This window comes from Pseudomonas sp. 58(2021) (assembly GCF_017491585.1).
Taxonomy (GTDB): Bacteria; Pseudomonadota; Gammaproteobacteria; order Pseudomonadales; family Pseudomonadaceae; genus Aquipseudomonas; species Aquipseudomonas fluorescens_BT.
Genome location: NZ_JAFGYZ010000028.1, coordinates 13,292 through 36,308 on the forward strand (window position 1 = coordinate 13,292; position 23,017 = coordinate 36,308).

Sequence of the window (23,017 nt, forward strand, 5' to 3'; positions counted from 1 at the left end):
TCGGTCCATTCTCTTCAATTGCCTGGAAATCCTCGATGCTGTCGTATCACCAAAAGAGTTTTCTGATCGTCGATGATTTCTCGGATTTCCGCAGTTCCGTTCGCTCGATGTTGCGCGAGTTGGGCGTCAAGGACGTGGACACCGCCGACACCGGTGAGCAGGCGCTGAAAATGTGTGCGCAGAAGTCCTACGATTTCATCCTTCAGGATTTTCACCTCGGTGACGGCAAGAAAAACGGCCAGCAGGTGCTGGAAGACCTGATGATGGAGAAGCTGATCAGTCACGAAGCGGTGTTCGTGATGGTCACTGCCGAAACCAGTCAGGCGATGGTGCTCAGTGCTCTTGAGCACGAGCCGGACGCATATCTGACCAAGCCGTTCAACCGGATCGGTCTGGCCCAGCGCCTGGAGCGTCTGGAGCAGCGCAAGACCCTGCTCAAGCCGATTCTGCAAGCCCTTGACCGTGGCAAGCCGGTGGAGGTGCTTAACGCCTGTATCGCCCTGTGCAAGCAGGACATCCGCTATTCGCCGCTGTGCCTGCGTTACCGCGCCGATGCCCTGCGCGACATGAATCAGAACGAAGCGCTGGAACGGCTGTATGACAGCATCATCGCTGACCGGCCGTTGCCGTGGGCTTTTGCCGGGCTGGGCAAGTTGTTGTTCAAGCGTGGTCAGGTGGCCCAGGCCAAAGGCGTGTATGAAAAAGCCCTGAAAGTATTCCCGATGATGCCGGCGCTGTACGACGGCATGGCCGATGTGTTGGTGGCCGAGGGTGATACCAAGGGAGCGCAGAAGGTGCTGGAAGAAGCGATTCGCCTGTCGCCGCTGGCGGTGCGCCGGCAGGCGCTGCTCGGCAAGCTGGCAATGACCAACGAAGATTTTGACACGGCCTCGAAGGCTTACCGTCAGGCGGTGGCGCAGGGTGCGCAGTCGCGATTCAAGGATCCGGAAAGTAACCTGGGTCTGGCCCACGCTCTGATCAGCAAGGGCAGCGAGAAGGGCCTCGATACTCGCACGCGGCTGGAGATCAACACCACCCTCAGTGCCGTGGCCAAGGAAAACCCGAGCGATCCGGGTCTGCAGATTCGCGCGCGTCTGATGAAGGCCACCAGTCTGCTGCTCAACGACGCCGAGACCGCCGAGAAGCTCACTGAGCAAGCACTGATGCGCCTCGACGGCATGGAGCAGTTCATGAGTCCCGAGGCCGCGTTGCTCGTTGCCAAGCAATTGCAGATGCTCGGCCAGGCCGAAGCGGGCACGTCGATGCTCAAGAGTTGCGCGGAAATCTACGGCGATGACCCGACGGTGATGAAAGACATCGCCAAGCTCACCGACGACCCGACTATTCTCAGTTCCAGCAACGCTGCCGCCGACCTCAACCGTCAGGGCGTGCGCGTGTACAAGACCGGCAACCTGGTGGAGGCCCGCGAGGTGTTCCGCAAGGCGCTGAAGATGCAACCGAAGAACATCAGCATCGCGCTGAACATGGCGCAGTCGCTGCTGCATGGCACCGATACCAGTGTGCCGTCGGCGGAGCTGGAAGAATGTCGGGCCTGCCTGAAAATGGTCGGCCTGATGCCCGACACCGACGCGCGTTATCCGCGTTATCAGAAGCTGAAAAGCAAGGCGTTTGGCGAATGAATGAAGACGATCAGGCACTGGATTTTTCTACGGTGATTGCCTCCACCGTGCACGATATGAAGAACTCCCTGGCCATGCTGATGCAGGCCCACAGCCGATGGCTGGCGCATCTGCCCGAGGACCAGCGCAAGGTGCCGGAGCAGGGCGTGATCGACTTCGAGTTCGCACACCTCAACGGCATGCTGGTGCAGTTGCTCGGGCTGTACAAGCTTGGGGTCAACCAGATGCCGTTGCAGCCGGCGTATCACGAGCTGGACGATTTCATCGAGGCGCAACTGGCGGCTCATCAAGAGGTTTTCGCCAGTCGCGGCATCATCGCCACTTACGAAGTCGATCCGCTGAGCCCTCTGGGTTTCTTCGACCGTGAGCTGATCGCCTCGGTGCTGGGCAACTGCATCAACAACGCGATCCGCCATGCCCGTGAATCGCTGTTGATCACGGTCAGCGACGAGGCCGGGCAACTGGTGTTGAGCATCAACGATGATGGCGATGGTTACCCGGTCGAGATGCTCGAGCGCCAGGCCGATTATGTGCAGGGCATCAATCACAGCAGTGGCAGTACCGGGCTGGGTCTGTACTTCGCCGGACGCATTGCCGCGCTGCACCAGCGCAACGGTGTCGGTGGTCGAACCGAGCTTCGCAATGGCGGGCCGTTGGGCGGTGGCGTGTTCAGTATTTACTTGCCCTGAAGCACAGATTCGCCGTACTGACGTCTTTTTGTTGGCCGCTGCTTGAAATTCCGAACAGGCGAAGCCTATTTTGTCCGGGTCGCCGTTCGCGGCTCGCACAATAACAAGGATTGCGTCATGACAACCGATGGCCAGCGTTCACTCGCGCAGCGATTGACGGGCATTGATGAGATTGAATGTGTCACGCCGGATTTGAACGGCGTACCACGAGGCAAGGTAATGACCGCCGAGGGCTTCCTCGAAGGGCGGCGTTTGCAGATGGCCCGGGGGGTGCTGCTGCAATGCATCATGGGCGGTTATCCCGCTGCGCGGTTCTACGGCAGTGATGACGGCGACCTGGCGCTGGTGGCCGATCCGGCGCAGATCCATCCCCTGCCGTGGAGTCAGGAGCCGCGCGCTCTGGCCATCTGTGATGCCGACGAGCTGAGCGGCGAGAGCTCCAACCTGTCGACCCGTGGCCAGCTCAAGAAAGTCATCGCCCGTTATGCGGCCCGTGGCCTGGCTCCGGTGGTGGCGACCGAGCTTGAGTTCTTCGTGTTCGCACCGAACACCGATCCGAACCAGCCGTTCCAGCCGCCAGTCGGTCTCGACGGTCGTCGCGAGGACGGTCACTCGGCTTTCAGCGTCAGCTCCAACAACGGTCTGCGACCGTTCTTCAGTGAAGTCTACAAATGCATGGCGGCCCTCGGCCTGCCTCGCGATACCTTCATGCACGAAATGGGCGTCAGCCAGTTCGAGATCAACTTGCTGCACGGTGATCCGCTGTTGCTGGCCGACCAGACCTTCCTGTTCAAGCACCTGCTCAAGGAAGTTGCGCTCAAGCACGGCCTGACCGTGGTCTGCATGGCCAAGCCGCTGGCGCACACGCCGGGCAGTTCGATGCACATTCACCAGAGCATCGTCGAGATTGGCAGTGGCAAGAATGTGTTCAGCGACGCCGACGGTCAGCCGACCGCGATGTTCCGCCATTTCATCGGCGGGCAGCAGGCGGGCATGGCTGACTTCACGGCGCTGTTTGCACCGAACGTGAATTCCTACCAGCGCCTGTGCCATCCATTCGCCTCGCCGAACAACGCTTGCTGGTCTCACGACAACCGTGCGGCGGGTCTGCGGATACCGGCCAGTTCGCCGGTCGCCCGTCGGGTCGAGAACCGTTTGCCGGGTGCCGATGCCAACCCTTATCTGGCGATTGCCGCGAGTCTGGCGGCCGGTCTGCACGGTATCGAGCATGAGCTGGAACCGAGCGCGCCGATTCAGGGTGAATTCGAAGTGCCGGACAATCTTTCGCTGCCGTGCACCCTGCACGCGGCGCTCGAGCGTTTGAAGCGCAGCCAGTTGGCCCGGGAACTGTTCGGCAACGAGTTCATCGAAGGCTACATCGCTTCGAAGACCATGGAGCTGACCAGTTTCTTTGATGAGATCACTCCCTGGGAACGGCGCGTTCTGGCAGCCCAGGCCTGACGAAATGTCGTCATCGGGCTATCGTTCGATAGCCCGACACTCACCGCAAGGAGCCGCTCGGAACGCCGATGCGCCAAATCTGGAAATCCTTTCGAGCGCTGTATTTCGCCTCGCTGATGATGTTGATCGGCTCGGGCCTTCTTTCTACTTATCTGGCCTTGCGCCTGGCAGCCGACCATGTCGACGGACTGTGGGTCGGTGCGCTGATGGCGGCCAACTATTTCGGTCTGGTGCTGGGTGGCAAGATCGGTCACCGCCTGATCGCCCGGGTCGGACATATTCGTGCGTACTCCGCGTGTGCGGGGATCGTCGGCGCGGCGGTGCTCGGTCATGGTCTGGTGGACTGGCTGCCGGCCTGGCTGGTGCTGCGGACGATCGTCGGCCTCGGCATGATGTGCCAGTACATGGTGATCGAGAGCTGGCTGAACGAGCAGGCCGACGCGAACCAGCGCGGGGTGGTGTTCAGCGGCTACATGATTGCTTCGTATCTGGGGCTGGTGCTTGGTCAGCTGATTCTGGTCATGCACCCGGGGCTGGGTCTGGAACTGCTGATGCTGGTCGCCCTGTGTTTTGCCCTGTGTCTGGTGCCGGTGGCACTGACCCGGCGGATTCACCCGGCGCCGTTGCACCCGGCACCGATGGAGCCGCGCTTCTTCATCAAGCGTGTGCCGCAGTCATTGAGTACGGTGCTCGGTGCCGGTCTGATCATCGGCTCGTTCTACGGTCTGGCACCGCTGTATGCGTCGCAGCAGGGGCTATCGACCGAGCAGGTCGGTCTGTTCATGGGCACGTGCATTTTTGCCGGGTTGTTGGTGCAGTGGCCACTGGGCTGGCTCTCTGATCGTTATGACCGGGCCTTGCTGATTCGCTGCTTTGCCGGGTTTCTGGCGGTGGCTGCTCTGCCGTTGGCGATCATGCCGCAGGTGCCACTGGAGATCTTGTTCGTCGTCGGCTTCCTGTGCTCGCTGGTGCAGTTCTGCCTGTACCCGCTGGCCGTGGCGTTTTCCAACGACCATGTCGAAGGGGATCGACGCGTGTCGCTGACGGCGATGCTGCTGGTGACCTACGGGGTTGGCGCCAGTATCGGGCCGTTGCTCGCCGGGGTGCTGATGAAAATGTTCGGTAGTCAGAGCCTGTATGCGTTCTTCACCTTTTTCGCGCTGGTGCTGGTATGGCGCATCCGGCCGAAAGCCGTGACCAATCTGCATCAGGTCGACGACGCACCGCTGCATCATGTGGCGATGCCGGACAGTATGTCCAGTTCGCCGCTGGTGGCGGCGCTCGATCCACGGGTCGACGAGCAAGTGGTGCAGGAGCAGATGCAGACTACGGTTGCGCCGGAGCCAGCACCTGAGCCCGTCACCGAGCCTCAATCGCCTGTGGCGCCCGAGACCGGCAACGACAGCCCGGCCCCGGACATCAGTGGTGCCAGGCCTTGATGCTGAAAAAACATCGGGCATAAAAAAACGGGCAGTCGCTGCAAGCGACTGCCCGTTTTTTTATGGCGCGTACGAATCAGAGATCGTCTTTGTCGAAGCGCCGTGCTTCACGTTGTAACTGATAGACGAAACGCTCGACGTTGCGCGCTGCCGGGCCGCTGATGTTGTGAAAGCGCAGGCCGGCGAAGGTGATGTTGAGTTTTTCTTCGAAGTGCAGGTAACGCAGCTCGACCGAGGTCGGTTGGTTGCCGAACAGCGGCGCGGCGATCAGGCGATCGTAGACCTGGCCCAGTTGCAGGCGGTCGGTGATGTCGCCTTCGAAGCGCAGCTTGCAGCCGGTGGCAGAGATATCCAGCAGTTTGCCGCCGATTGGTGCCTTGAGCTTTTCGCCACCCAGTTCGACGCTAACCAGATCGGTCAGCTTCAGGGCTGCGCGGAAGGCATTGCGGCGCTGGTGATAAACCACTTCGGTGGGCAGGTCGCCGGTGTAGAAGCGATCGCCACTGGATTCTTCGATGTTCAGCGTGCCGTTGCATTCCCAGGCAATGCGCACGCCGTCATGAAAGCCTTCGACCTTGAACGGCTCGCCGGCGAGCAGGAAGCGCTCGCCATCGCGCGGGATCATTTCGTCCAGGGCAATGCTGGCGTTTTCCCGGTCGACCTTGATCAGGTAGCTCTGGAAGCGCTGGCTGCGTTCGTGGAAGGTAATGATCAGCGGATCGTGGCTCTCTTGCAGCTGGCGCAGATTGCTGGAGATCTCCAGGGGCGTGGTAAGCACCTTTGGGGGCTGCGGAGCGTCATCATTGGACACGTTAAATCAATCTCCAGACAAAATTTGACTACGGCTGGCCAGTATTTTGCCAGCATGTATCGCGCGTTGATAGGGCGCAAGAATAGAAGAAAGAATCACGCCTGACTGAGCGCGCGCGGTTTCTGCAGTTTGGAGAAGGTGCCGCTGGCGTCGTAGAGCGCAGGAGGCTCGCCGCCGGTAAGGATTTTCAGCTGATTGGCCGTGGCGGCCTGCTGCATCACGATCGATTGGCCGTTTCTGGCGTTGGCCGCCTGGCACTGGGCGATCAGGTCGGTCAGTACATCGCTCTGGCTCAGCAATTGCTCGCCGATGCTCGACTGGCTGGCCAGTTGTTCGAGACCCTGGCGGTCGAGCGACAGGTTGAGACTGGCGAGGATTTCGCTGCGTTTGCGGCCATGCTGTTCGAGCAGAATGATCAATGCCTGTTTGCGTGCCAGAATTTCTTCCAGCAGTGGCATGTCGCGACCGTGCAAGGCGAGGGACTCGGTATGCAGTAACTCCAGCAGTTGTTGAGCTGGAGCAAAGTCGTCGGTGATCAGTTGCAATAAATTAGTGTCGTGCATGGCTGGCCTTGGGTTTTAAGCGTCCAAAAGCCTGGCGCAGGCCGAGGCCTAGCGCTGGGCTTCGAAGTTGAGCAGTTTGCTGGCTACACGGTTGCTGTCGACTTTATAGCTGCCATCGGCAATCGCTGCTTTCAACTCGGCCACGCGGGCTTTGTCGACTGCAGGCTGATCGCGCAGCTTGTCAGTGACCTTCTGCAACTGTTGAGCCTCATTGCTGAGGTGTACCGATTCCCCGCTTTTTGCGGTACTGGCCTGTTCGGCCGGGGTATTCAGCGGCGCGGAAGTGCCGGTTTCGGCGGTTTCCTTGGGCGCGCTGGTACGTGTACTGCCCGTAAGTGACGAGGAGCTGTTCAAACGGCTGAAATCGATGACCATGTTAAAAACCTCTGGGAATTTGGACGCTTGCCATGTTCTCGGCCATCCCCTGGAAAACTTTAGGCTCTTTTACCAATGAGCCTGCATGCGCCGCGCAGATCCTGCTGCGGCACAGTTTAGGGAACAGCCGGGGTCGGCGCCAGTTTTCTCCTTGCCTGTTTTACATGGCCACTTCCACCTGGCCCGGCGCCGTGACCTGCGCCTTGATGACCCGCTGGGAGTTGAGGTTTTTCACGCGAATCTGTTCTTTCAGGCCGCCGTTGGACAGGGCTTCTCCGGGCATGCGCACGGCGAGCGTGCCGCTGCGGGCGGTAATCACCACCTGATCGCCTTTGCGAACGACTTCTGCCTGTTCCATGTGCACCAGAGTCAGCACCTGGTCGGCGACCGTTGGTCGGGTCAATTTTTGCCCGATGGCTTCATCTACCGACGTCAGGAAACCCTGATTGATCTGGCTGACGTCATGCTCGCGCAGCGTCACGTCCTGAGGCTCGATTATCCCCGCGCGCTTGAGGGGGCGAGTGGTGGTCACGACCTCGCGAAACAGGCGGACTTGAGCGGGCACGAACACTGTCCAGGGCGAGGCGCCTTCACAGCGGACCTTGACGGTCACACGACCCAAAGGACGCCCCGGACTCTCCAGGGAGGCTGTCAATTCCTTGTCGCACATAGGCATGCGCATGCGCGGATCGAGCTGCTTGACCTCGATTTCGTAACGGCCTTCCGTTTGACTGGTAGCCAGATAGTCTTCTACGGTGAATTCAAGAAAGCCCTGAGTGACGCCGATAAGCATGTCAGGCAAGGTAACCGCATCAGCACTGGCAGGGCTGCCCGCAAAAAACAGGCAAACGGCGGACGCCGCGCAAAGTCCTCTGCGGATAGGGGATGTCAGGCGTCGGAAAAATGTCGTTTGAATGTTCATACGAGTTAAAAAGCAAGCGCCGTGCCGTTTAGCAATGAATGTGCGTCGCAACAACACTTGGCGTTGGTGTAGGAGTCTGGGCATGGCTGGTGTAATGGATTCGGTGAACCAGCGCACGCAACTGGTAGGGCAGAATCGCCTGGAGCTGCTGTTGTTCCGTCTCGACGGCCAGCAGCTCTACGGGATCAACGTGTTCAAGGTTCGGGAAGTGCTGCAATGCCCGCAACTGACGCTGATGCCCAAGTCCAGTCCTGTCGTGTGCGGGGTGGCGAATATCCGGGGGGCGACCATTCCGATCCTTGATCTGGCAATGGCGACCGGCTCCGGGGCGTTGAAAGACAAGAACAGTCCGTTCGTGATCATCACGGAATACAACACCAAGACCCAGGGTTTCCTGGTGCGCTCGGTGGAACGTATCGTCAACATGAACTGGGAAGAGATCCATCCGCCACCCAAGGGGACCGGTCGCGATCATTACCTGACCGCTGTGACTCGGGTGGACAATCAGTTAGTCGAAATCATCGACGTCGAAAAGGTGCTGGCGGAAGTCGCACCGACACCGGAAGCGATTTCGGTCGGCGTGGTGGATGTCGAGACCCAGAGCAAGGCGCTGTCTCTGCGGGTACTGACGGTCGATGACTCGTCGGTGGCGCGCAAGCAGGTGACGCGTTGCCTGCAGACGGTCGGTGTCGAAGTGGTGGCGTTGAACGACGGCAAGCAGGCGCTGGATTACCTGCGCAAGCTGGTCGATGAGGGCAAGAAGCCGGAAGAAGAGTTCCTGATGATGATTTCCGACATCGAAATGCCGGAGATGGACGGGTACACCCTGACGGCGGAAATCCGCGGCGATCCTCGCATGCAAAAGCTTCATATCATCCTGCATACTTCGTTGTCGGGTGTGTTCAACCAGGCGATGGTCAAGAAGGTCGGTGCCGATGACTTCCTGGCCAAATTCCGTCCTGATGACCTGGCATCCCGGGTAGTCGACCGGATCAAAGCAGCAGATATCAGCTAGGGGCCTTTTGCCCCTGGCGTTCAACACGATTTAAGAGGCGGCATCATTTGTCTACGGGTAATTTGGATTTCGAACAGTTCCGGGTCTTCCTGGAAAAAGCCTGTGGCATTTTGCTCGGTGAGAACAAGCAGTACCTGGTGTCGAGCCGTCTCAACAAACTGATGGAGCAGCAAGGCATCAAGTCCCTGGGTGAGCTGGTACAGCGCATCCAGACCCAGCCGCGCAGCGGTTTGCGCGAGCAGGTGGTCGATGCCATGACGACCAACGAAACCCTGTGGTTTCGCGACACCTATCCGTTTGAAGTCTTGAAGAACAAGGTGCTGCCCGAGGCAATCAAGGCGGCTCCCAACCAGCGTCTGCGGATCTGGTCGGCGGCCTGCTCGTCGGGTCAGGAACCCTATTCGCTGTCGATGTCGATCGACGAGTTCGAGCGGACCAACATCGGTCAGTTGAAGATGGGCGTGCAGATCGTCGCCACCGATCTGTCCGGCAGCATGCTGACCAACTGCAAGACCGGCGAGTACGACAGCCTGGCGATCGGTCGCGGCTTGTCCGCCGATCGTCTGCAGCGCTACTTCGACCCGAAAGGGCCCGGACGCTGGGTGATCAAGGCGCCGATCAAGAACCGGGTGGAATTCCGCTCGTTCAACCTGCTCGACAGCTACGCAAGCCTGGGCAAGTTCGACATCGTGTTCTGCCGTAACGTGCTGATCTACTTCTCCGCCGAGGTGAAGAAAGACATCCTGTTGCGCATTCACAGCACGCTGAAGCCGGGCGGCTATCTGTTCCTTGGCGCTTCCGAAGCGCTGAACGGTTTGCCGGATCATTACCAGATGGTCCAGTGCAGCCCGGGAATCATCTACCAGGCGAAGTGATCGAGACCGGCAACACAAGAAACGGGAGTCCTCAGGGCTTCCGTTTTTTTATGCCTGAAGGTTTTGCCGGTGGCGGCAGGCGGCAGAAAAGCGGCAGCCGGCGGAAACCGGTTGCCGCTTTTCTGGCATTGCCGCGTCGTCTGTTCAGTGCAAAGCCCCGTAATCCGGGGCTTTCTAAAGCTGGCACGACGCTTGCTATAACCCTGTTACGAAAAATCCGGTCACCTGAAGGTTCCCGACATGAGCATCAGCTTCGATAAAGCGCTCGGCATTCACGAAAAGGCTCTGGGCTTCCGCGCCCAGCGTGCCGAAGTGCTGGCCAACAACATCGCCAACGCCGACACCCCGAACTACAAGGCTCGGGATCTGGACTTCTCCAAAGTGCTCGAAGCACAGAGCCAGAAGAACGCCAATGGCACCATCGCCCTGAACATGACCAACAGCCGTCACATTGAGGCTGAGGGCCTGGGCAATGGCGACGAGTCGCTGATGTATCGCACGCCGATGCAGCCGTCGATCGACCAGAACACCGTGGATGCCCAACTGGAACAGTCGAACTACGCGCAAAACGCCGTCGGCTTCCAGGCCAGCTTCACGCTGCTCAACAGCAAATTCAAAGGGCTGGTGTCAGCCCTGCGCGGAGAGTAATCCATGTCCCTGTCCAGCGTTTTCAACATTGCCGGCAGCGGCATGAGCGCCCAGACCACGCGTTTGAACACCGTGGCCTCGAACATCGCCAACGCCGAGACCGTCTCGTCGAGCATCGACCAGACCTACCGTGCCCGTCACCCGGTATTCGCCACCATGTTCCAGGGTGGTCAGAGCGGCGGCAGCAATTCGCTGTTCCAGAACCAGGACGCGGCAGGTCAAGGCGTGCAGGTCCTGGGCGTGGTCGAAGACCAGAGCAACCTCGAAGCGCGCTACGAGCCGAATCATCCGGCAGCCGACGCCAAGGGCTACGTCTACTACCCGAACGTCAACGTGGTGGAAGAAATGGCTGACATGATTTCCGCGAGCCGGTCGTTCCAGACCAACGCCGAAATGATGAACACCGCCAAAACCATGATGCAGAAGGTACTGACCCTCGGTCAGTAATAAGGGGCGACTGCCATGAGCGTTACCGATACCACCAGCAGCCTGACGATGAAGGACATACTGGCCAACTCTTCGAAGAAGACCAGTAGCACCACCACCGGCGGCATTGCTTCGGCCACCAACAGTGCGACCGGCGGCCAGGCCCTGGGCAAGGATGCGTTTCTGCAACTGCTGGTGACCCAGCTGAAGAACCAGAACCCGCTCGACCCGCAGGACAACAGTGCATTCGTTGCGCAGTTGGCGCAGTTCAGCAGCCTCGAGGGCATCACTACCCTCAACAGTACCGTCAGTTCGCTGGCCGGCAACTACAACTCCTCGCAAGCGTTGCAGGCGTCGTCGCTGGTCGGCCGCAATGTGATCGTGCAGACCAACACGGTTCAACTGGACGATCCGAGCAAAGGCATGACCGGTTCGGTCACCGTCCCGTCGTCGATTGCCGGCGGCACCGTCACCATCACCGACAGCAGTGGCGCGACGATTCGCACCATCGATCTGGGCAGTCGCGCCGCAGGTGCCGCGAGCTTCACATGGGACGGCAAGGACAAGGACGGCAACCTGGTGAAAACCGGTAACTACACCGTCAAGGCCAACGCCTCGATCAATGGCACCGCGACCGACCTGGCGACCTACCTGCCAGCCACGGTCACCAGCGTGACCATCAGCCAGACCGGCGGTGAGCTGATGCTCAACCTGTCCGGCAAGGGCACCGTTGCTCTGTCCAAAGTACAAACCATTGGTATATAGAGCCGACTAACCGGCACAAAGGAGTGGAATATGTCTTTCAATATCGGCCTTAGCGGTCTCTATGCAGCCAACAAGCAACTGGACGTGACCGGCAACAACATCGCCAACGTCGCGACCGCCGGTTTCAAATCCTCCCGCGCGGAATTCGAAGACGTATATTCGTCGACTCGTCTGGGCAGCGGCAGCAAGGTCATCGGTAACGGTGTGCGCCTGGCCAACGTTTCCCAGCAGTTCACCCAGGGTGACATCAACAACACCGGCAACGTGCTGGACATGGGCATCAACGGCTCCGGCTTCTTCACCATGAGCAACAACGGCTCGATTTCCTACACCCGTGCCGGTACGTTCAAAGTTGATAACAACGGTTACATCACCAACACCGACTACACCTCGCGCCTGCAAGGTTACGGTGTGGATTCCAACGGCAAGATCCTCAACGGCGTACTGACCGACCTCAAGATCGACACCTCGAACCTGGCGCCGAAGTCCACTTCGCTGGTGACATCGACGATCAACCTGGACTCGTCCGCGCCGAAGATCATTGATACCGGCGCCAGTGCTGTCGTGTTCGATCCGACCAAGATCGAGACTTACACCAAGCAATTCAGCACCCCGATCTATGACAGCCAGGGCAACTCGCACGTCATGGATCAGTACGTGGTGAAAACCGGTGACAACATCTGGAAGGTATACACCCTGGTGGACGGTCGTAACCCGGATGCTACCGGCAGCGATCCGAAAACCACCCCGCCAGTCGCATCCACCATGACGTTTGACTCGAGTGGCAAGCTGACTCAGATCAGCACGCCTGACCCGGCGAACCCGGGGACCCCGATCATCAGCAGTGACCTGGTCCTGAGAAACTGGAAGCCGGGCACCGTGACCAACGGCACCTTTACGCCGAACGGCGCGGCCGCCAACCCGAATGGCGTGACCATTTCCATGGCCAAGACCACTCAGTACAACGCTGACACCGCCCGTTCGATCCCGACTCAGGATGGCTACGCCACCGGCCAGATCACCAACCTGACCATCGACGGTACCGGCACGCTGTTCGCCAACTTCAGCAACAACCAGAGCAAGGCCATCGGCCAGGTCGCACTGGCCAGTTTCACCAACGAGCAGGGCCTTCAGGCGATCGGCGGCACCAGTTGGAAAGAAACCTACGCTTCGGGTATCCCGGGCTACGACGCGCCGAAAACCGGTACGTTGGGTGAGGTGGTATCCAACTCGCTGGAAGAGTCGAACGTCAACCTGACCAACGAGCTGGTGGACCTGATCAAGGGCCAGAGCAACTATCAGGCGAACGCCAAGACCATTTCCACCCAGAGCACCATCATGCAGACCATCATTCAGATGACCTGATTCCGGTTTCTGGCTGTACAAGGAGCCCCTCTTTGAGGGGCTTTTTTGTGTCCGGGTATCGGGTGGCTATCGGTATCACTTGAACGGGCGACTCGGTCGTTCCTCGTTCTCCCTGGCAGGGCCGGGCTGGGGCTTTTTCTTGCGGGCAAAAGAAAACCCCCGACAAACCGGAGGTCTGTCGGGGGGGTCTCGAATCGGGCGTTTCGCAACGCCCGATTCAGCTCAGCTTACTGGCAAGCTTCGCAATCCGGCTCGTCGATGGCGCACGCCTTCGGCACTGGAGCAGGGCCGGCAGGCGCTGCCAGGACCGAATCGTCACCGTGGTTGCCGCCGCTGGAAACAGCGTTCAGCTTGCCGGTGTTGATGGTCGACTTCTCGGTGCTGGTCGCGGCCAGGGCACGGAGGTAGTAGGTGGTTTTCAGACCACGGTACCAGGCCATGCGGTAGGTCACGTCCAGTTTCTTGCCCGATGCGCCGGCGATGTACAGGTTCAGCGACTGGGCCTGGTCGATCCACTTCTGACGACGGCTGGCGGCGTCAACGATCCACTTGGTGTCCACTTCGAACGCGGTCGCGTAGAGCTCTTTGAGTTCCTGCGGGATGCGCTCGATCTGCTGAACCGAACCGTCGTAGTACTTCAGGTCGTTGATCATGACCGAGTCCCACAGACCGCGAGCCTTCAGGTCGCGAACCAGGTACGGGTTGATCACGGTGAATTCGCCCGACAGGTTCGATTTCACATACAGGTTCTGGTAGGTCGGTTCGATCGACTGCGAGACGCCGGTGATGTTGGCGATGGTCGCGGTCGGTGCGATGGCCATGATGTTCGAGTTACGGATGCCTTTCTGAACACGGGCGCGAACCGGTGCCCAGTCCAGGGACTCGGTCAGGTCGACGTCGATGTACTTCTGGCCACGTGCTTCGATCAGGATCTGTTGCGAATCCAGCGGCAGAACGCCTTTGGACCACAGCGAACCCTGGAACGTCTCGTACGAGCCGCGCTCGTCAGCCAGGTCGCAGGAAGCCTGGATCGCGTAGTAGCTGACCGCTTCCATCGACTTGTCGGCGAACTCGACAGCAGCGTCGGAACCGTAAGGGATGTGCTGCAGGTACAGCGCGTCCTGGAAGCCCATGATGCCCAGGCCGACCGGACGGTGGCGGAAGTTGGAGTTCTTCGCCTGCGGTACCGAGTAGTAGTTGATGTCGATCACGTTGTCGAGCATGCGCACGGCGACGTCGATGGTGCGCTTGAGCTTGGCGGTGTCCAGCTTGCCGTCGACGATGTGGTTCGGCAGGTTGATCGAGCCCAGGTTGCAGACCGCGATCTCGTCCTTGTTGGTGTTCAGGGTGATCTCGGTGCACAGGTTCGAGCTGTGAACGACGCCGACGTGCTGCTGCGGGCTGCGCAGGTTGCACGGGTCCTTGAAGGTCAGCCATGGGTGGCCGGTTTCGAACAGCATCGACAGCATCTTGCGCCACAGGTCTTTGGCCTGGATGGTCTTGAACAGCTTGATCTTGCCCGGGTACTCGGTCAGGGCTTCGTAGTACTCGTAGCGCTCTTCGAAGGCCTTGCCGGTCAGGTCGTGCAGGTCCGGTACTTCGGATGGCGAGAACAGGGTCCACTTGCCGTCATCGAAGACACGCTTCATGAACAGGTCAGGGATCCAGTTGGCGGTGTTCATGTCGTGGGTACGACGACGATCATCACCGGTGTTCTTGCGCAGCTCGATGAACTCTTCGATGTCCATGTGCCAGGTTTCCAGGTAGGCACACACAGCGCCTTTGCGCTTGCCACCCTGGTTGACGGCGACGGCGGTGTCGTTCACCACTTTCAGGAACGGAACCACGCCTTGCGACTTGCCGTTGGTGCCCTTGATGTACGAACCCAGTGCACGAACCGGAGTCCAGTCGTTGCCCAGGCCACCGGCGAATTTCGACAGCATGGCGTTGTCGTGGATCGCGTGGTAGATGCCCGACAGGTCATCCGGCACGGTGGTCAGGTAGCAGCTCGACAGCTGTGGACGCAGGGTACCGGCGTTGAACAGGGTCGGAGTCGATGCCATGTAGTCGAAGGACGACAGCAGGTTGTAGAACTCGATCGCACGGTCTTCTTTCTGCTTCTCTTCGATCGCCAGGCCCATGGCCACGCGCATGAAGAAGATCTGCGGCAGTTCGAAGCGCACGCCATCCTTGTGGATGAAGTAACGGTCGTACAGGGTCTGCAGGCCCAGGTAGGTGAATTGCTGGTCGCGCTCGTGGTTGATCGCCTTGCCCAGTTTTTCCAGGTCGAAGGAGGCCAGCACAGGGTTCAGCAGTTCGAACTCGATACCTTTGGCAACGTAGGCCGGCAGCGCCTTGGCGTAGAGGTCGGCCATCTCGTGGTGAGTGGCGCTCTCGGCCACGCCCAGGAAGCCCAGGCCTTCGGCGCGCAGGGTGTCCATCAGCAGGCGGGCGGTCACGAACGAGTAGTTCGGCTCGCGCTCGACCAGGGTACGCGCGGTCATTACCAGCGCAGTGTTGACGTCGTTCAGGGCCACGCCGTCGTACAGGTTCTTCAGGGTTTCGCGCTGGATCAGGTCGCCGTCGACTTCGGCCAGGCCTTCGCAGGCTTCGGTGACGATGGTGTTAAGGCGGCCCATGTCCAGTGGCGCGAGGCTGCCGTCGGCGCGGGTGATGCGGATCGACGGGTGCGCCTGAACCGGAGCATCGGCGGTGGTGCGGGTGGCGCGCTCTTTGGAGCGGGCATCGCGGTAGATCACGTAGTCGCGAGCCACTTTCTGCTCGCCGGCACGCATCAGGGCCAGTTCGACCTGATCCTGGATTTCTTCGATGTGGATGGTGCCGCCCGACGGCATGCGACGCTTGAAGGTCGCGGTGACCTGTTCGGTCAGGCGGGCAACGGTGTCGTGGATTCGCGACGAAGCGGCAGCGGTGCCGCCCTCAACTGCGAGAAACGCTTTGGTGATAGCGACGGTGATCTTGTCATCGGTGTAAGGAACGACAGTGCCATTACGCTTGATCACGCGCAGTTGACCAGGCGCGGTGGCAGCCAGATCCGAATTCGAATCGGCGGCCTGCGGCAAGGTGCCCTGCGGGTTCTCGCGAGTTGTGTCGGTTTGCATGGGGGGTGATCTCCACATTCTCTATGTTTGTTTGGGCACCATCATGGTGCTCACCGTTCTGGTCCGAAGCACTACAGCCGACGGGGGTCGGGCATAACAACTTCGGACCAGTAGGAAAAAGGCTAATGACGCCGCATCCTTGCCGAAGTTTTTGGCCGCGAGCCAAGGCTCGAGCCGAATGACTTCCAGGGTGACAGTAATGACTGCAACACCCGTACCGTTCCGGTCGTTGCCAACCTGAAAAACGGTGCCATCCGCAAGTGCGGTTTGGGCTTTGAAAAACTTGCTTGGTTCAACCGGAAACTGGCAATAAAGCACTTGAGTTTCAGGTCCGAAATGTGGTTGGGCTCTAGAACGGAAAACCCTATATGTAGGGGGTCTCTTTACGCCGTGCTACAAGATAATGCGTTTTGAGGGGGCTTGCAACGTACGAGCTGTGGATAAACCTGTGCGTAAATTGTGTAAGAAACCAGGAATTCCCGTGTAGGCCGCTAACCTGCTGAGCTAGACCGTTTGTCACTGTTTTTCAGTCGGGAAAAACGCTTCAGCGGATTTTTAAGGGCGCGAACCCTATCACAAAAATCCGCCTTGTCCGAACGCATTTACCGACTTGTGTTCTGGCTGTACGCCGTTTATACAATCGGCCCGTGCGCACGCATTCTTATCCTCCTTAAAGATGACAAAAAGACGGGAGGATCCTTCCTTTATAAGCAGCATCGGCAAGCAGAGGTCACTCGTGGAGCATGAAGCCTGGCAGGTATTGATAGTCGAGGACGACCAGCGTCTGGCCGAACTGACCCGTGAATATCTGCAAGCCAACGGATTGCGCGTGGAGATCGAAGGCAACGGTGCACTGGCGGCGGCGCGGATCATCAAGGAGCAGCCGGATCTGGTGATCCTCGACCTGATGCTCCCCGGCGAAGACGGCCTGAGCATCTGCCGCAAGGTGCGCGACCAGTACGACGGACCGATCCTCATGCTGACCGCGCGCACCGACGATGCCGACCAGATCCTCGGCCTCGACATCGGCGCCGATGATTACGTGTGCAAACCGGTGCGTCCACGGCTGTTGCTGGCGCGTATCCAGGCGTTGTTGCGACGCAGTGACGCACCGGAGCCGGCGTCGGGCAAACCTCGTCGTCTGCAGTTCGGCCCTTTGGTGGTCGACAACGCCTTGCGCGAAGCCTGGCTGAGCGACAGCGGCATCGAGTTGACCAGCGCCGAATTCGACCTGTTGTGGCTGCTGGTATCCAACGCCGGAAGGATTCTGTCGCGGGAAGAAATCTTCACCGCGCTGCGCGGCATCGGTTACGACGGCCAGGACCGCTCGATCGATGTGCGCATCTCGCGCATCCGCCCGAAGATCGGCGACGACCCCGATCACCCGCGCCTGATCAAGACCGTGCGCAGCAAAGGCTATCTGTTCGTGCCTGAAGCCTGCGTAGAACTGCCACTGTGAACTCGATCTTCCTGCGCATCTACGGCGGCATGTGCGCGGCGCTGATTCTGGTGGCGGTGCTCGGCGTACTGGCGCTGCACCTGCTCAATCAGGTGCGCAGCGAGCAATACCGCGAGCGCCTGGCCCACGGCACGTTTTCCCTGATGGCGGACAACCTGCAGCCGATGAACGAGACCGAGCGTCACCGTGCCTTGCTGGTCTGGGAGCGGCTGCTGGGAATTCCGCTGGCATTGAAAACCTTCGCCCAGACCGATCTCGATCTCACCCAGCGCACCCGCGTGCAGCGCGGCCAGGCACTGGTCGAACAGACCGGGCCGCACGCGGCTAAGGTCTACCGGATGGTCAGCGACAAGGAGCAGCTTGTGCTGGTGGGCGAGGTGCAGCAGATCAGCGAGCAACTGGCCCGGGCGACGATCTACCTGCTGGCCGATGAGCTGGTGCGGGTGCCAGTGGGTGAACAACCCAGACGCCTGGCGCAATTAAAGGAAGAGAAAGGGTTCGGCTTCGACCTGCGACTGGTCACCGTGGACGAGGCCGACATGGACGAAGACCAGAGCCGTCGTGTATCGGAGGGCGATACGGTGATGGCGCTGGGCAAGGGCGGTGATTCGATCCGGGTGTTCGCCGGGATGGTCGGCACGCCGTGGGTGCTGGAAATCGGCCCGCTCTATCAGATGAATCCGTACCCGCCGCAATGGCTGGTGCTGATTGCGGCATTGGGTCTGACCCTGATCGGTCTCATCGTCTATTTACTGGTGCGTCAGCTCGAACGGCGCTTGCGTGGTCTCGAAGCGGCGGCCACGCGCATCGCCAAGGGCAGCCTGGAAACTCGCGTGCCGGCGCGCGGTGCCGACTCGGTGGGAAAACTGGCGGCCGCGTTCAACGGCATGGCCGAGCATCTGCAGCAATTGCTGGCGATCCAGCGTGAGCTGGTGCGCGCGGTGTCCCATGAGTTGCGCACGCCGGTGGCGCGCCTGCGGTTCGGTCTGGAAATGATCGGCTCGGCCACCACCCCGCAGGCCCTGGAGAAATACCGTGAAGGCATGGACCACGATATCGAGGACCTCGATAAGCTGGTGGACGAAATGCTCACCTATGCGCGGCTGGAGCAGGGCTCGCCGGCCTTGACGTTCCAGCGTCTGGACCTCGATGCGCTGGTCAATCAGGTGATCGAGGAACTGGCGCCGTTACGTGCGGATGTCATCGTGCAGCGCGGTCTGTGCCTGTCGGCGGCCGATTGTGATGGCGCCTGGGTCGAGGCCGAACCGCGTTTCCTGCACCGTGCCTTGCAGAATCTGGTGAGCAACGCCATGCGCCATGCGCGCTCGAAGGTCACGGTGAGTTATCAGGTCGGACAGATGCGTTGCCGGGTGGATGTCGAGGACGACGGTCCCGGTGTGCCGGAAAGTGCCTGGGAGAAAATCTTCACGCCGTTTCTGCGGCTGGACGACAGCCGTACCCGGGCGTCCGGTGGGCACGGGTTGGGGCTGTCGATCGTGCGGCGGATCATCCACTGGCATGACGGCCGGGCGCTGATCGGCAAGAGCAAGAGTCTGGGCGGGGCGTGTTTCAGCCTGAGCTGGCCGCGAAATCAGGAGCGACGCTGAAGCGGCTCAAGCCTGGATGCTGACCAGACTCAACAACTGCCCGTCGTGTACCCCGAACTGTGCGTCCAGTTCGGTCCCGTTGCGCCATTCGCTGGACAGGTCCGTCAGCAGTCGCAGCCGTACTTGACCCTGTTCGGTCCATTCGAGCATTTCGGCGTGCTCGAAATAGAAACGCTTCTGGACGATCGGGTACAGCGCCTTGAAGAGGCTTTCCTTCACCGAAAACGTCAGGGTCACCCACAGCGCCAGTTGATCGCGGGCGCCGGCGGCCATGCGCTGCATTTCTGGCGGGGTGAGAATTTCTCCGGCCAGCCGCTCGGCCCGTTCGGCGTTGAGCAGGTTTTCCAGGTCCATGCCCAGCCCGCGCCAGTGTTGCTTGTTGGCGACAATCGCCGCCGCCCGGCCGGTGCTGTGGGTGATCGAGCCGCAGATGTGTGCCGGCCACACCGGTGCGCGATCCTCGCCAATCGCCGGAACATTGCTTGAACCTTCCAGTTGTTGCAGCGCGGCCCGGGCGCAAATCCGCCCCGCCAGAAACTCCGCCTGACGCTTGGCCACCGAACGCTGGATACTCGGCGGCGGTTCGATGGCACTGCGGCGGAAGTCATCGCCGAGCAGTTGCGACGGGTCGAAGTGGGTGCTCAGCAGCACGGTGTCCGGCAGCACGATCGGCAATGGCCAGTGGGCATCGAGCGGGGTGCAGCAAGCGGGGAGGAGAGGGCTGGAATTCATGGCGGGCATTTTGCCGGGTTGCTTTGAGGCTGGATAGTGCGCAGGCGTGGAACGTTCCCGCGCAGGGCGCGGGAACGAGTGGGCTCAGCCAAAGATTTTCTTGAAGAAGGCCTGCATGTCCGCCCAGGACTTTTCATCCGCGGCCTTGTTGTAACCGATATCCGGGCCACCGTGATCGCCATGGCTCAGGCGATCCGCGTCGGGGTTGGTGAAACCATGCTTGGCGCCGTCGAGGCTGACGAATTGATAGTCGGCGCCGGCCTTGTCCATTTCAGACTTGAACGCGGTGACGTTGTCGGCAGTCACCATGCTGTCCAGTGCGCCGTGCTCGACGAGGATCTTCGACTTCACGCTGCCCGGTGTCGCCGGGGTCTTGGTGGCCAGTGCGCCGTGGAAACTCACTACGCCGGCCAATGGCACCCCCTGGCGCGCCGCATTCAACACCACGCCTCCACCGAAGCAGTAACCGATGGCGGCCAGCTTGCCGGTGTCGGTCTGTGGCTGCTTCTTCAGCAGGTCGAGGCCGGCCTCGAAGCGTTTGCTGGCAGCATCGGCGTTCTGCGTGGCCGCCTGCATGAACGCCATCGCGTCCTTCGGGTGCTCGGTGTTCTTGCCGTCACCGTACATGTCGATAGCCAGCGCGCTGTAGCCGAGGCCGGCGAGATCCCGGGCGCGGCGCTTGGCGTAGTCATTCAGCCCCCACCATTCATGGACCACTACCACGCCGGGACGAGGGCCCTTGATCGCGTCGTCATAGGCGTAATAACCGATCAGTTTCGTGCCATCGGCGCTCTGATAAGGTATTTCCTGAGTCTTGATCGCCGCCGCGCTGAGGCTGCTGAAGGCGAGCAGGGTGAGGGCAAGGAACAGGCGCATGATCGGGTCTCCTGACAGTAAAAGGTCAAGACAGCCTAGTTCATTTGATTGCGCCCGGGTTCAGGGTGCGTTCAGGGCAGGTACAGGCCGGGTTCAGTAATCTTTAGCCACGTGCGAGGGATGAAATGAACAGAACCCTCAAAAGCGGCAGTACACCGTTGTCGCAGGTATGCTGTTGCAGATGCTGATTGGCCCGGGAGAGTGTCATGAAACTGTTGGTCGTCGAAGATGAAGCGCTGTTGCGCCATCACCTGCAAACCCGCCTGACGGAAAGCGGTCACGTGGTCGAGTCCGTGGCCAATGCCGAAGAGGCGCTGTATCAGACCGGGCAATTCAATTTTGACCTGGCGGTGATCGACCTTGGCCTGCCGGGCATGGGCGGGCTCGATCTGATCCGCCAGCTGCGCCAGGACGGCAAAAGCTTTCCGATCCTGATCCTCACCGCCCGTGGCAACTGGCAGGACAAGGTCGAAGGCCTGGCTGCCGGTGCCGACGATTACCTGGTCAAGCCGTTTCAGTTCGAAGAGCTGGAAGCGCGGCTCAACGCGCTGTTGCGTCGTTCCAGCGGCTTTACCCAGTCGACCATTGTCGCCGGTCCGTTGTTGCTCGACCTCAATCGCAAGCAGGCGACCCTCGATGAGCAGCCATTGGCCCTGACCGCCTACGAATACCGGATTCTGGAATACCTGATGCGCCATCACCAGCAAGTGGTGCCCAAGGATCGCCTGATGGAGCAGCTCTACCCGGACGACGACGAGCGTGATCCGAACGTGATCGAAGTGCTGGTCGGGCGTCTGCGGCGCAAGCTTGAAGGCACGGCCGGGTTCAAGCCGATCGACACGGTGCGCGGGCTCGGCTATCTGTTCAATGAGCGCTGCACTTGATCCGTTCGCTTCGCGTTCGCTTGATGCTGGCCGCCACGACGTTGGCGGTGTTGTTCATGCTCGCCCTGCTTCCGGCGATGCAAGGGGCGTTCAGTCTGGCGCTGCAGGATTCCATCGAGCAGCGCCTGGCATCGGACGTCACCACACTGATTTCCGCGGCACGGATTGAAAACGGTCGGCTGGTGATGCCGATGCAGTTGCCGGACGAGCGATTCAACCTCGCCGACTTCCGTCTGCTCGGCTACATCTACGACCGCGAAGGTCATCTGGTCTGGCGCTCGAAAGCGACCCAGGAAGAGCAGATCAACTACAAGCCGCGTTACGACGGGATGGGCAGCGAGTTTGCGCGGATTCGCGAAGCCAGCGGTCAGGAGTTCTTCGTCTACGACGTCGAGGTCAAACTGCTCGGTGGCAAGAATGCGGCGTTCAGCATCGTCGCGCTGCAACCGGTGCGTGAGTACGAAACCACCCTCGAAGGTCTGCGGGAAAACCTCTACCTCGGTTTCGGCGCGGCGCTGCTGGTCTTGCTTTCGTTGCTGTGGATCGGCCTGACCTGGGGCCTCAAGGCGTTGCGCCGGCTCAGCCAGGAACTGGACGAAATCGAAAGCGGCACCCGCGAAAGCCTCACCGAACAGCACCCCCGTGAGCTGTTGCGTCTGACCGGCTCGCTCAACCGCTTGCTGCACAGCGAGCGCCAGCAACGCAGCCGTTACCGCGACTCCCTCGACGATCTGGCCCACAGCCTGAAAACCCCGCTGGCGGTCTTGCAGGGGGTCAGTGAAGACATGGCCCAGCGTCCCGAAGATCGCGATCAGGCCTGGGTGCTGCAAACCCAGATCGAACGCATGAGTCAGCAAATCAGCTACCAGTTGCAGCGCGCGAGCCTGCGCAAAAGTGGTCTGGTGCGCCATCAGGTACGCTTGCGCCCGGTACTCAAAAGCCTGTGCGATACCCTGGACAAGGTCTACCGCGATAAACACGTACGGGTGGCGTTCGACCTGCCGGAGCACTGCTATGTGCCGATCGAGCAGGGCGCCTTGCTGGAGATGATGGGCAACCTGCTGGAAAATGCCTATCGCCTGTGCCTGGGCGAAGTGCGCATCAGCGTGCGCGAAACCCTGGCCGGGATCGAGTTGTGCATCGAAGACGACGGCCCCGGTGTTCCGGAGCATCAGCGTGCGCGGATCCTTGAGCGGGGAGAGCGTCTGGATCGCCAGCACCCGGGGCAGGGGATCGGCCTGGCGGTGGTCAAGGACATCATCGAGAGCTACAACGCGAAACTGACATTGGGCGATTCGCCGATGGGCGGGGCGGCGTTCAGGATTCATTTTCCGGCGATGTGA

Annotated in this window: 21 protein-coding genes; 14 read left to right on the top strand and 7 right to left on the bottom strand. The window is 60.4% G+C overall.

Annotation, left to right across the window (positions count from 1 at the left end; all coding sequences use genetic code 11):
- The first annotated feature begins 35 nt into the window (after positions 1–35).
- From J5M72_RS25280 to J5M72_RS25295, 4 genes are all read left to right on the top strand, one after another.
- Positions 36–1,640: a tetratricopeptide repeat-containing response regulator gene (locus J5M72_RS25280; protein ID WP_207867606.1), complete on the top strand. Its 1,605-nt coding sequence runs from the start codon at positions 36–38 to the stop codon at positions 1,638–1,640.
- Positions 1,637–2,329, top strand: coding sequence for a HAMP domain-containing sensor histidine kinase (locus tag J5M72_RS25285; RefSeq protein WP_169431503.1), 693 nt, complete (start codon positions 1,637–1,639; stop codon positions 2,327–2,329). The genes J5M72_RS25280 and J5M72_RS25285 overlap by 4 nt, the downstream gene beginning before the upstream one ends.
- A 219-nt stretch (positions 2,330–2,548) precedes the next feature.
- Positions 2,549–3,790, top strand: a complete 1,242-nt coding sequence (locus J5M72_RS25290; RefSeq protein ID WP_169432684.1) for a glutamine synthetase family protein — start codon at positions 2,549–2,551, stop codon at positions 3,788–3,790.
- A gap of 68 nt (positions 3,791–3,858) precedes the next feature.
- Positions 3,859–5,229 (top strand): MFS transporter, encoded by a 1,371-nt coding sequence (locus J5M72_RS25295; protein ID WP_207867608.1) that lies wholly within the window; start codon positions 3,859–3,861, stop codon positions 5,227–5,229.
- Between the two features lie 76 nt (positions 5,230–5,305).
- Here the strand turns inward: J5M72_RS25295 and J5M72_RS25300 are convergent, their stop codons facing one another.
- From J5M72_RS25300 to flgA, 4 genes are all read right to left on the bottom strand, one after another.
- Positions 5,306–6,040 (bottom strand): flagellar brake protein, encoded by a 735-nt coding sequence (locus tag J5M72_RS25300; RefSeq protein ID WP_169431501.1) that lies wholly within the window; start codon positions 6,038–6,040, stop codon positions 5,306–5,308.
- Between the two features lie 95 nt (positions 6,041–6,135).
- Positions 6,136–6,603 carry a flagellar protein FlgN gene (locus J5M72_RS25305; protein ID WP_169431500.1) on the bottom strand — a complete coding sequence of 156 codons (468 nt, stop codon included), beginning with the start codon at positions 6,601–6,603 and terminating at the stop codon, positions 6,136–6,138.
- Positions 6,604–6,651: 48 nt separating this feature from the next.
- Entirely contained in the window at positions 6,652–6,978 is a 327-nt protein-coding gene (gene flgM, locus J5M72_RS25310) for a flagellar biosynthesis anti-sigma factor FlgM (protein ID WP_085711005.1), read from the bottom strand.
- A 160-nt stretch (positions 6,979–7,138) separates the two neighbouring features.
- Positions 7,139–7,900 (bottom strand): flagellar basal body P-ring formation chaperone FlgA, encoded by a 762-nt coding sequence (gene flgA, locus J5M72_RS25315; RefSeq protein WP_207867610.1) that lies wholly within the window; start codon positions 7,898–7,900, stop codon positions 7,139–7,141.
- Between the two features lie 82 nt (positions 7,901–7,982).
- Between flgA and J5M72_RS25320 the strand changes: the two genes are divergently transcribed.
- From J5M72_RS25320 to flgE, 6 genes are all read left to right on the top strand, one after another.
- Positions 7,983–8,915 carry a chemotaxis protein CheV gene (locus J5M72_RS25320; protein ID WP_065258844.1) on the top strand — a complete coding sequence of 311 codons (933 nt, stop codon included), beginning with the start codon at positions 7,983–7,985 and terminating at the stop codon, positions 8,913–8,915.
- Positions 8,916–8,962: 47 nt separating this feature from the next.
- The gene (gene cheR, locus J5M72_RS25325) at positions 8,963–9,790 is read left to right on the top strand and encodes a protein-glutamate O-methyltransferase CheR (protein WP_007960327.1); all 828 of its coding nucleotides are present in this window, start codon (positions 8,963–8,965) and stop codon (positions 9,788–9,790) included.
- A gap of 240 nt (positions 9,791–10,030) precedes the next feature.
- Positions 10,031–10,438 (top strand): flagellar basal body rod protein FlgB, encoded by a 408-nt coding sequence (gene flgB / locus J5M72_RS25330; protein ID WP_169431499.1) that lies wholly within the window; start codon positions 10,031–10,033, stop codon positions 10,436–10,438.
- A gap of 3 nt (positions 10,439–10,441) precedes the next feature.
- Positions 10,442–10,885, top strand: coding sequence for a flagellar basal body rod protein FlgC (flgC, locus tag J5M72_RS25335; RefSeq protein ID WP_054593596.1), 444 nt, complete (start codon positions 10,442–10,444; stop codon positions 10,883–10,885).
- 15 nt (positions 10,886–10,900) lie between these two features.
- Positions 10,901–11,629 (top strand): flagellar hook assembly protein FlgD, encoded by a 729-nt coding sequence (gene flgD / locus J5M72_RS25340; protein ID WP_207867612.1) that lies wholly within the window; start codon positions 10,901–10,903, stop codon positions 11,627–11,629.
- Positions 11,630–11,659: 30 nt separating this feature from the next.
- Complete coding sequence (gene flgE / locus J5M72_RS25345) at positions 11,660–12,994, top strand: flagellar hook protein FlgE (RefSeq protein ID WP_169431497.1); 1,335 nt, start codon at positions 11,660–11,662, stop codon at positions 12,992–12,994.
- Between the two features lie 227 nt (positions 12,995–13,221).
- On the opposite strand, the gene J5M72_RS25350 is transcribed toward flgE, so the two are convergent.
- Positions 13,222–16,116 (bottom strand): ribonucleoside-diphosphate reductase subunit alpha, encoded by a 2,895-nt coding sequence (locus J5M72_RS25350; RefSeq protein WP_085730400.1) that lies wholly within the window; start codon positions 16,114–16,116, stop codon positions 13,222–13,224.
- A gap of 736 nt (positions 16,117–16,852) precedes the next feature.
- Between J5M72_RS25350 and J5M72_RS25355 the strand changes: the two genes are divergently transcribed.
- Positions 16,853–17,575, top strand: a complete 723-nt coding sequence (locus J5M72_RS25355; protein WP_207867614.1) for a response regulator — start codon at positions 16,853–16,855, stop codon at positions 17,573–17,575.
- Positions 17,572–19,182: an ATP-binding protein gene (locus J5M72_RS25360; protein WP_169431495.1), complete on the top strand. Its 1,611-nt coding sequence runs from the start codon at positions 17,572–17,574 to the stop codon at positions 19,180–19,182. The genes J5M72_RS25355 and J5M72_RS25360 overlap by 4 nt, the downstream gene beginning before the upstream one ends.
- Before the next feature lie 6 nt (positions 19,183–19,188).
- Here J5M72_RS25360 and J5M72_RS25365 read toward each other — a convergent pair whose 3' ends face one another.
- Both J5M72_RS25365 and J5M72_RS25370 read right to left on the bottom strand, forming a co-directional pair.
- The gene (locus J5M72_RS25365) at positions 19,189–19,914 is read right to left on the bottom strand and encodes a 4'-phosphopantetheinyl transferase superfamily protein (protein WP_207867616.1); all 726 of its coding nucleotides are present in this window, start codon (positions 19,912–19,914) and stop codon (positions 19,189–19,191) included.
- An 84-nt stretch (positions 19,915–19,998) separates the two neighbouring features.
- The gene (locus tag J5M72_RS25370; RefSeq protein WP_169431493.1) at positions 19,999–20,790 is read right to left on the bottom strand and encodes a dienelactone hydrolase family protein; all 792 of its coding nucleotides are present in this window, start codon (positions 20,788–20,790) and stop codon (positions 19,999–20,001) included.
- A gap of 206 nt (positions 20,791–20,996) precedes the next feature.
- On the opposite strand from J5M72_RS25370, the gene J5M72_RS25375 reads away from it, so the two are divergent.
- Positions 20,997–21,674 (top strand): response regulator transcription factor, encoded by a 678-nt coding sequence (locus J5M72_RS25375; protein ID WP_169431492.1) that lies wholly within the window; start codon positions 20,997–20,999, stop codon positions 21,672–21,674.
- Entirely contained in the window at positions 21,671–23,017 is a 1,347-nt protein-coding gene (locus J5M72_RS25380) for an ATP-binding protein (protein WP_207867618.1), read from the top strand. The genes J5M72_RS25375 and J5M72_RS25380 overlap by 4 nt, the downstream gene beginning before the upstream one ends.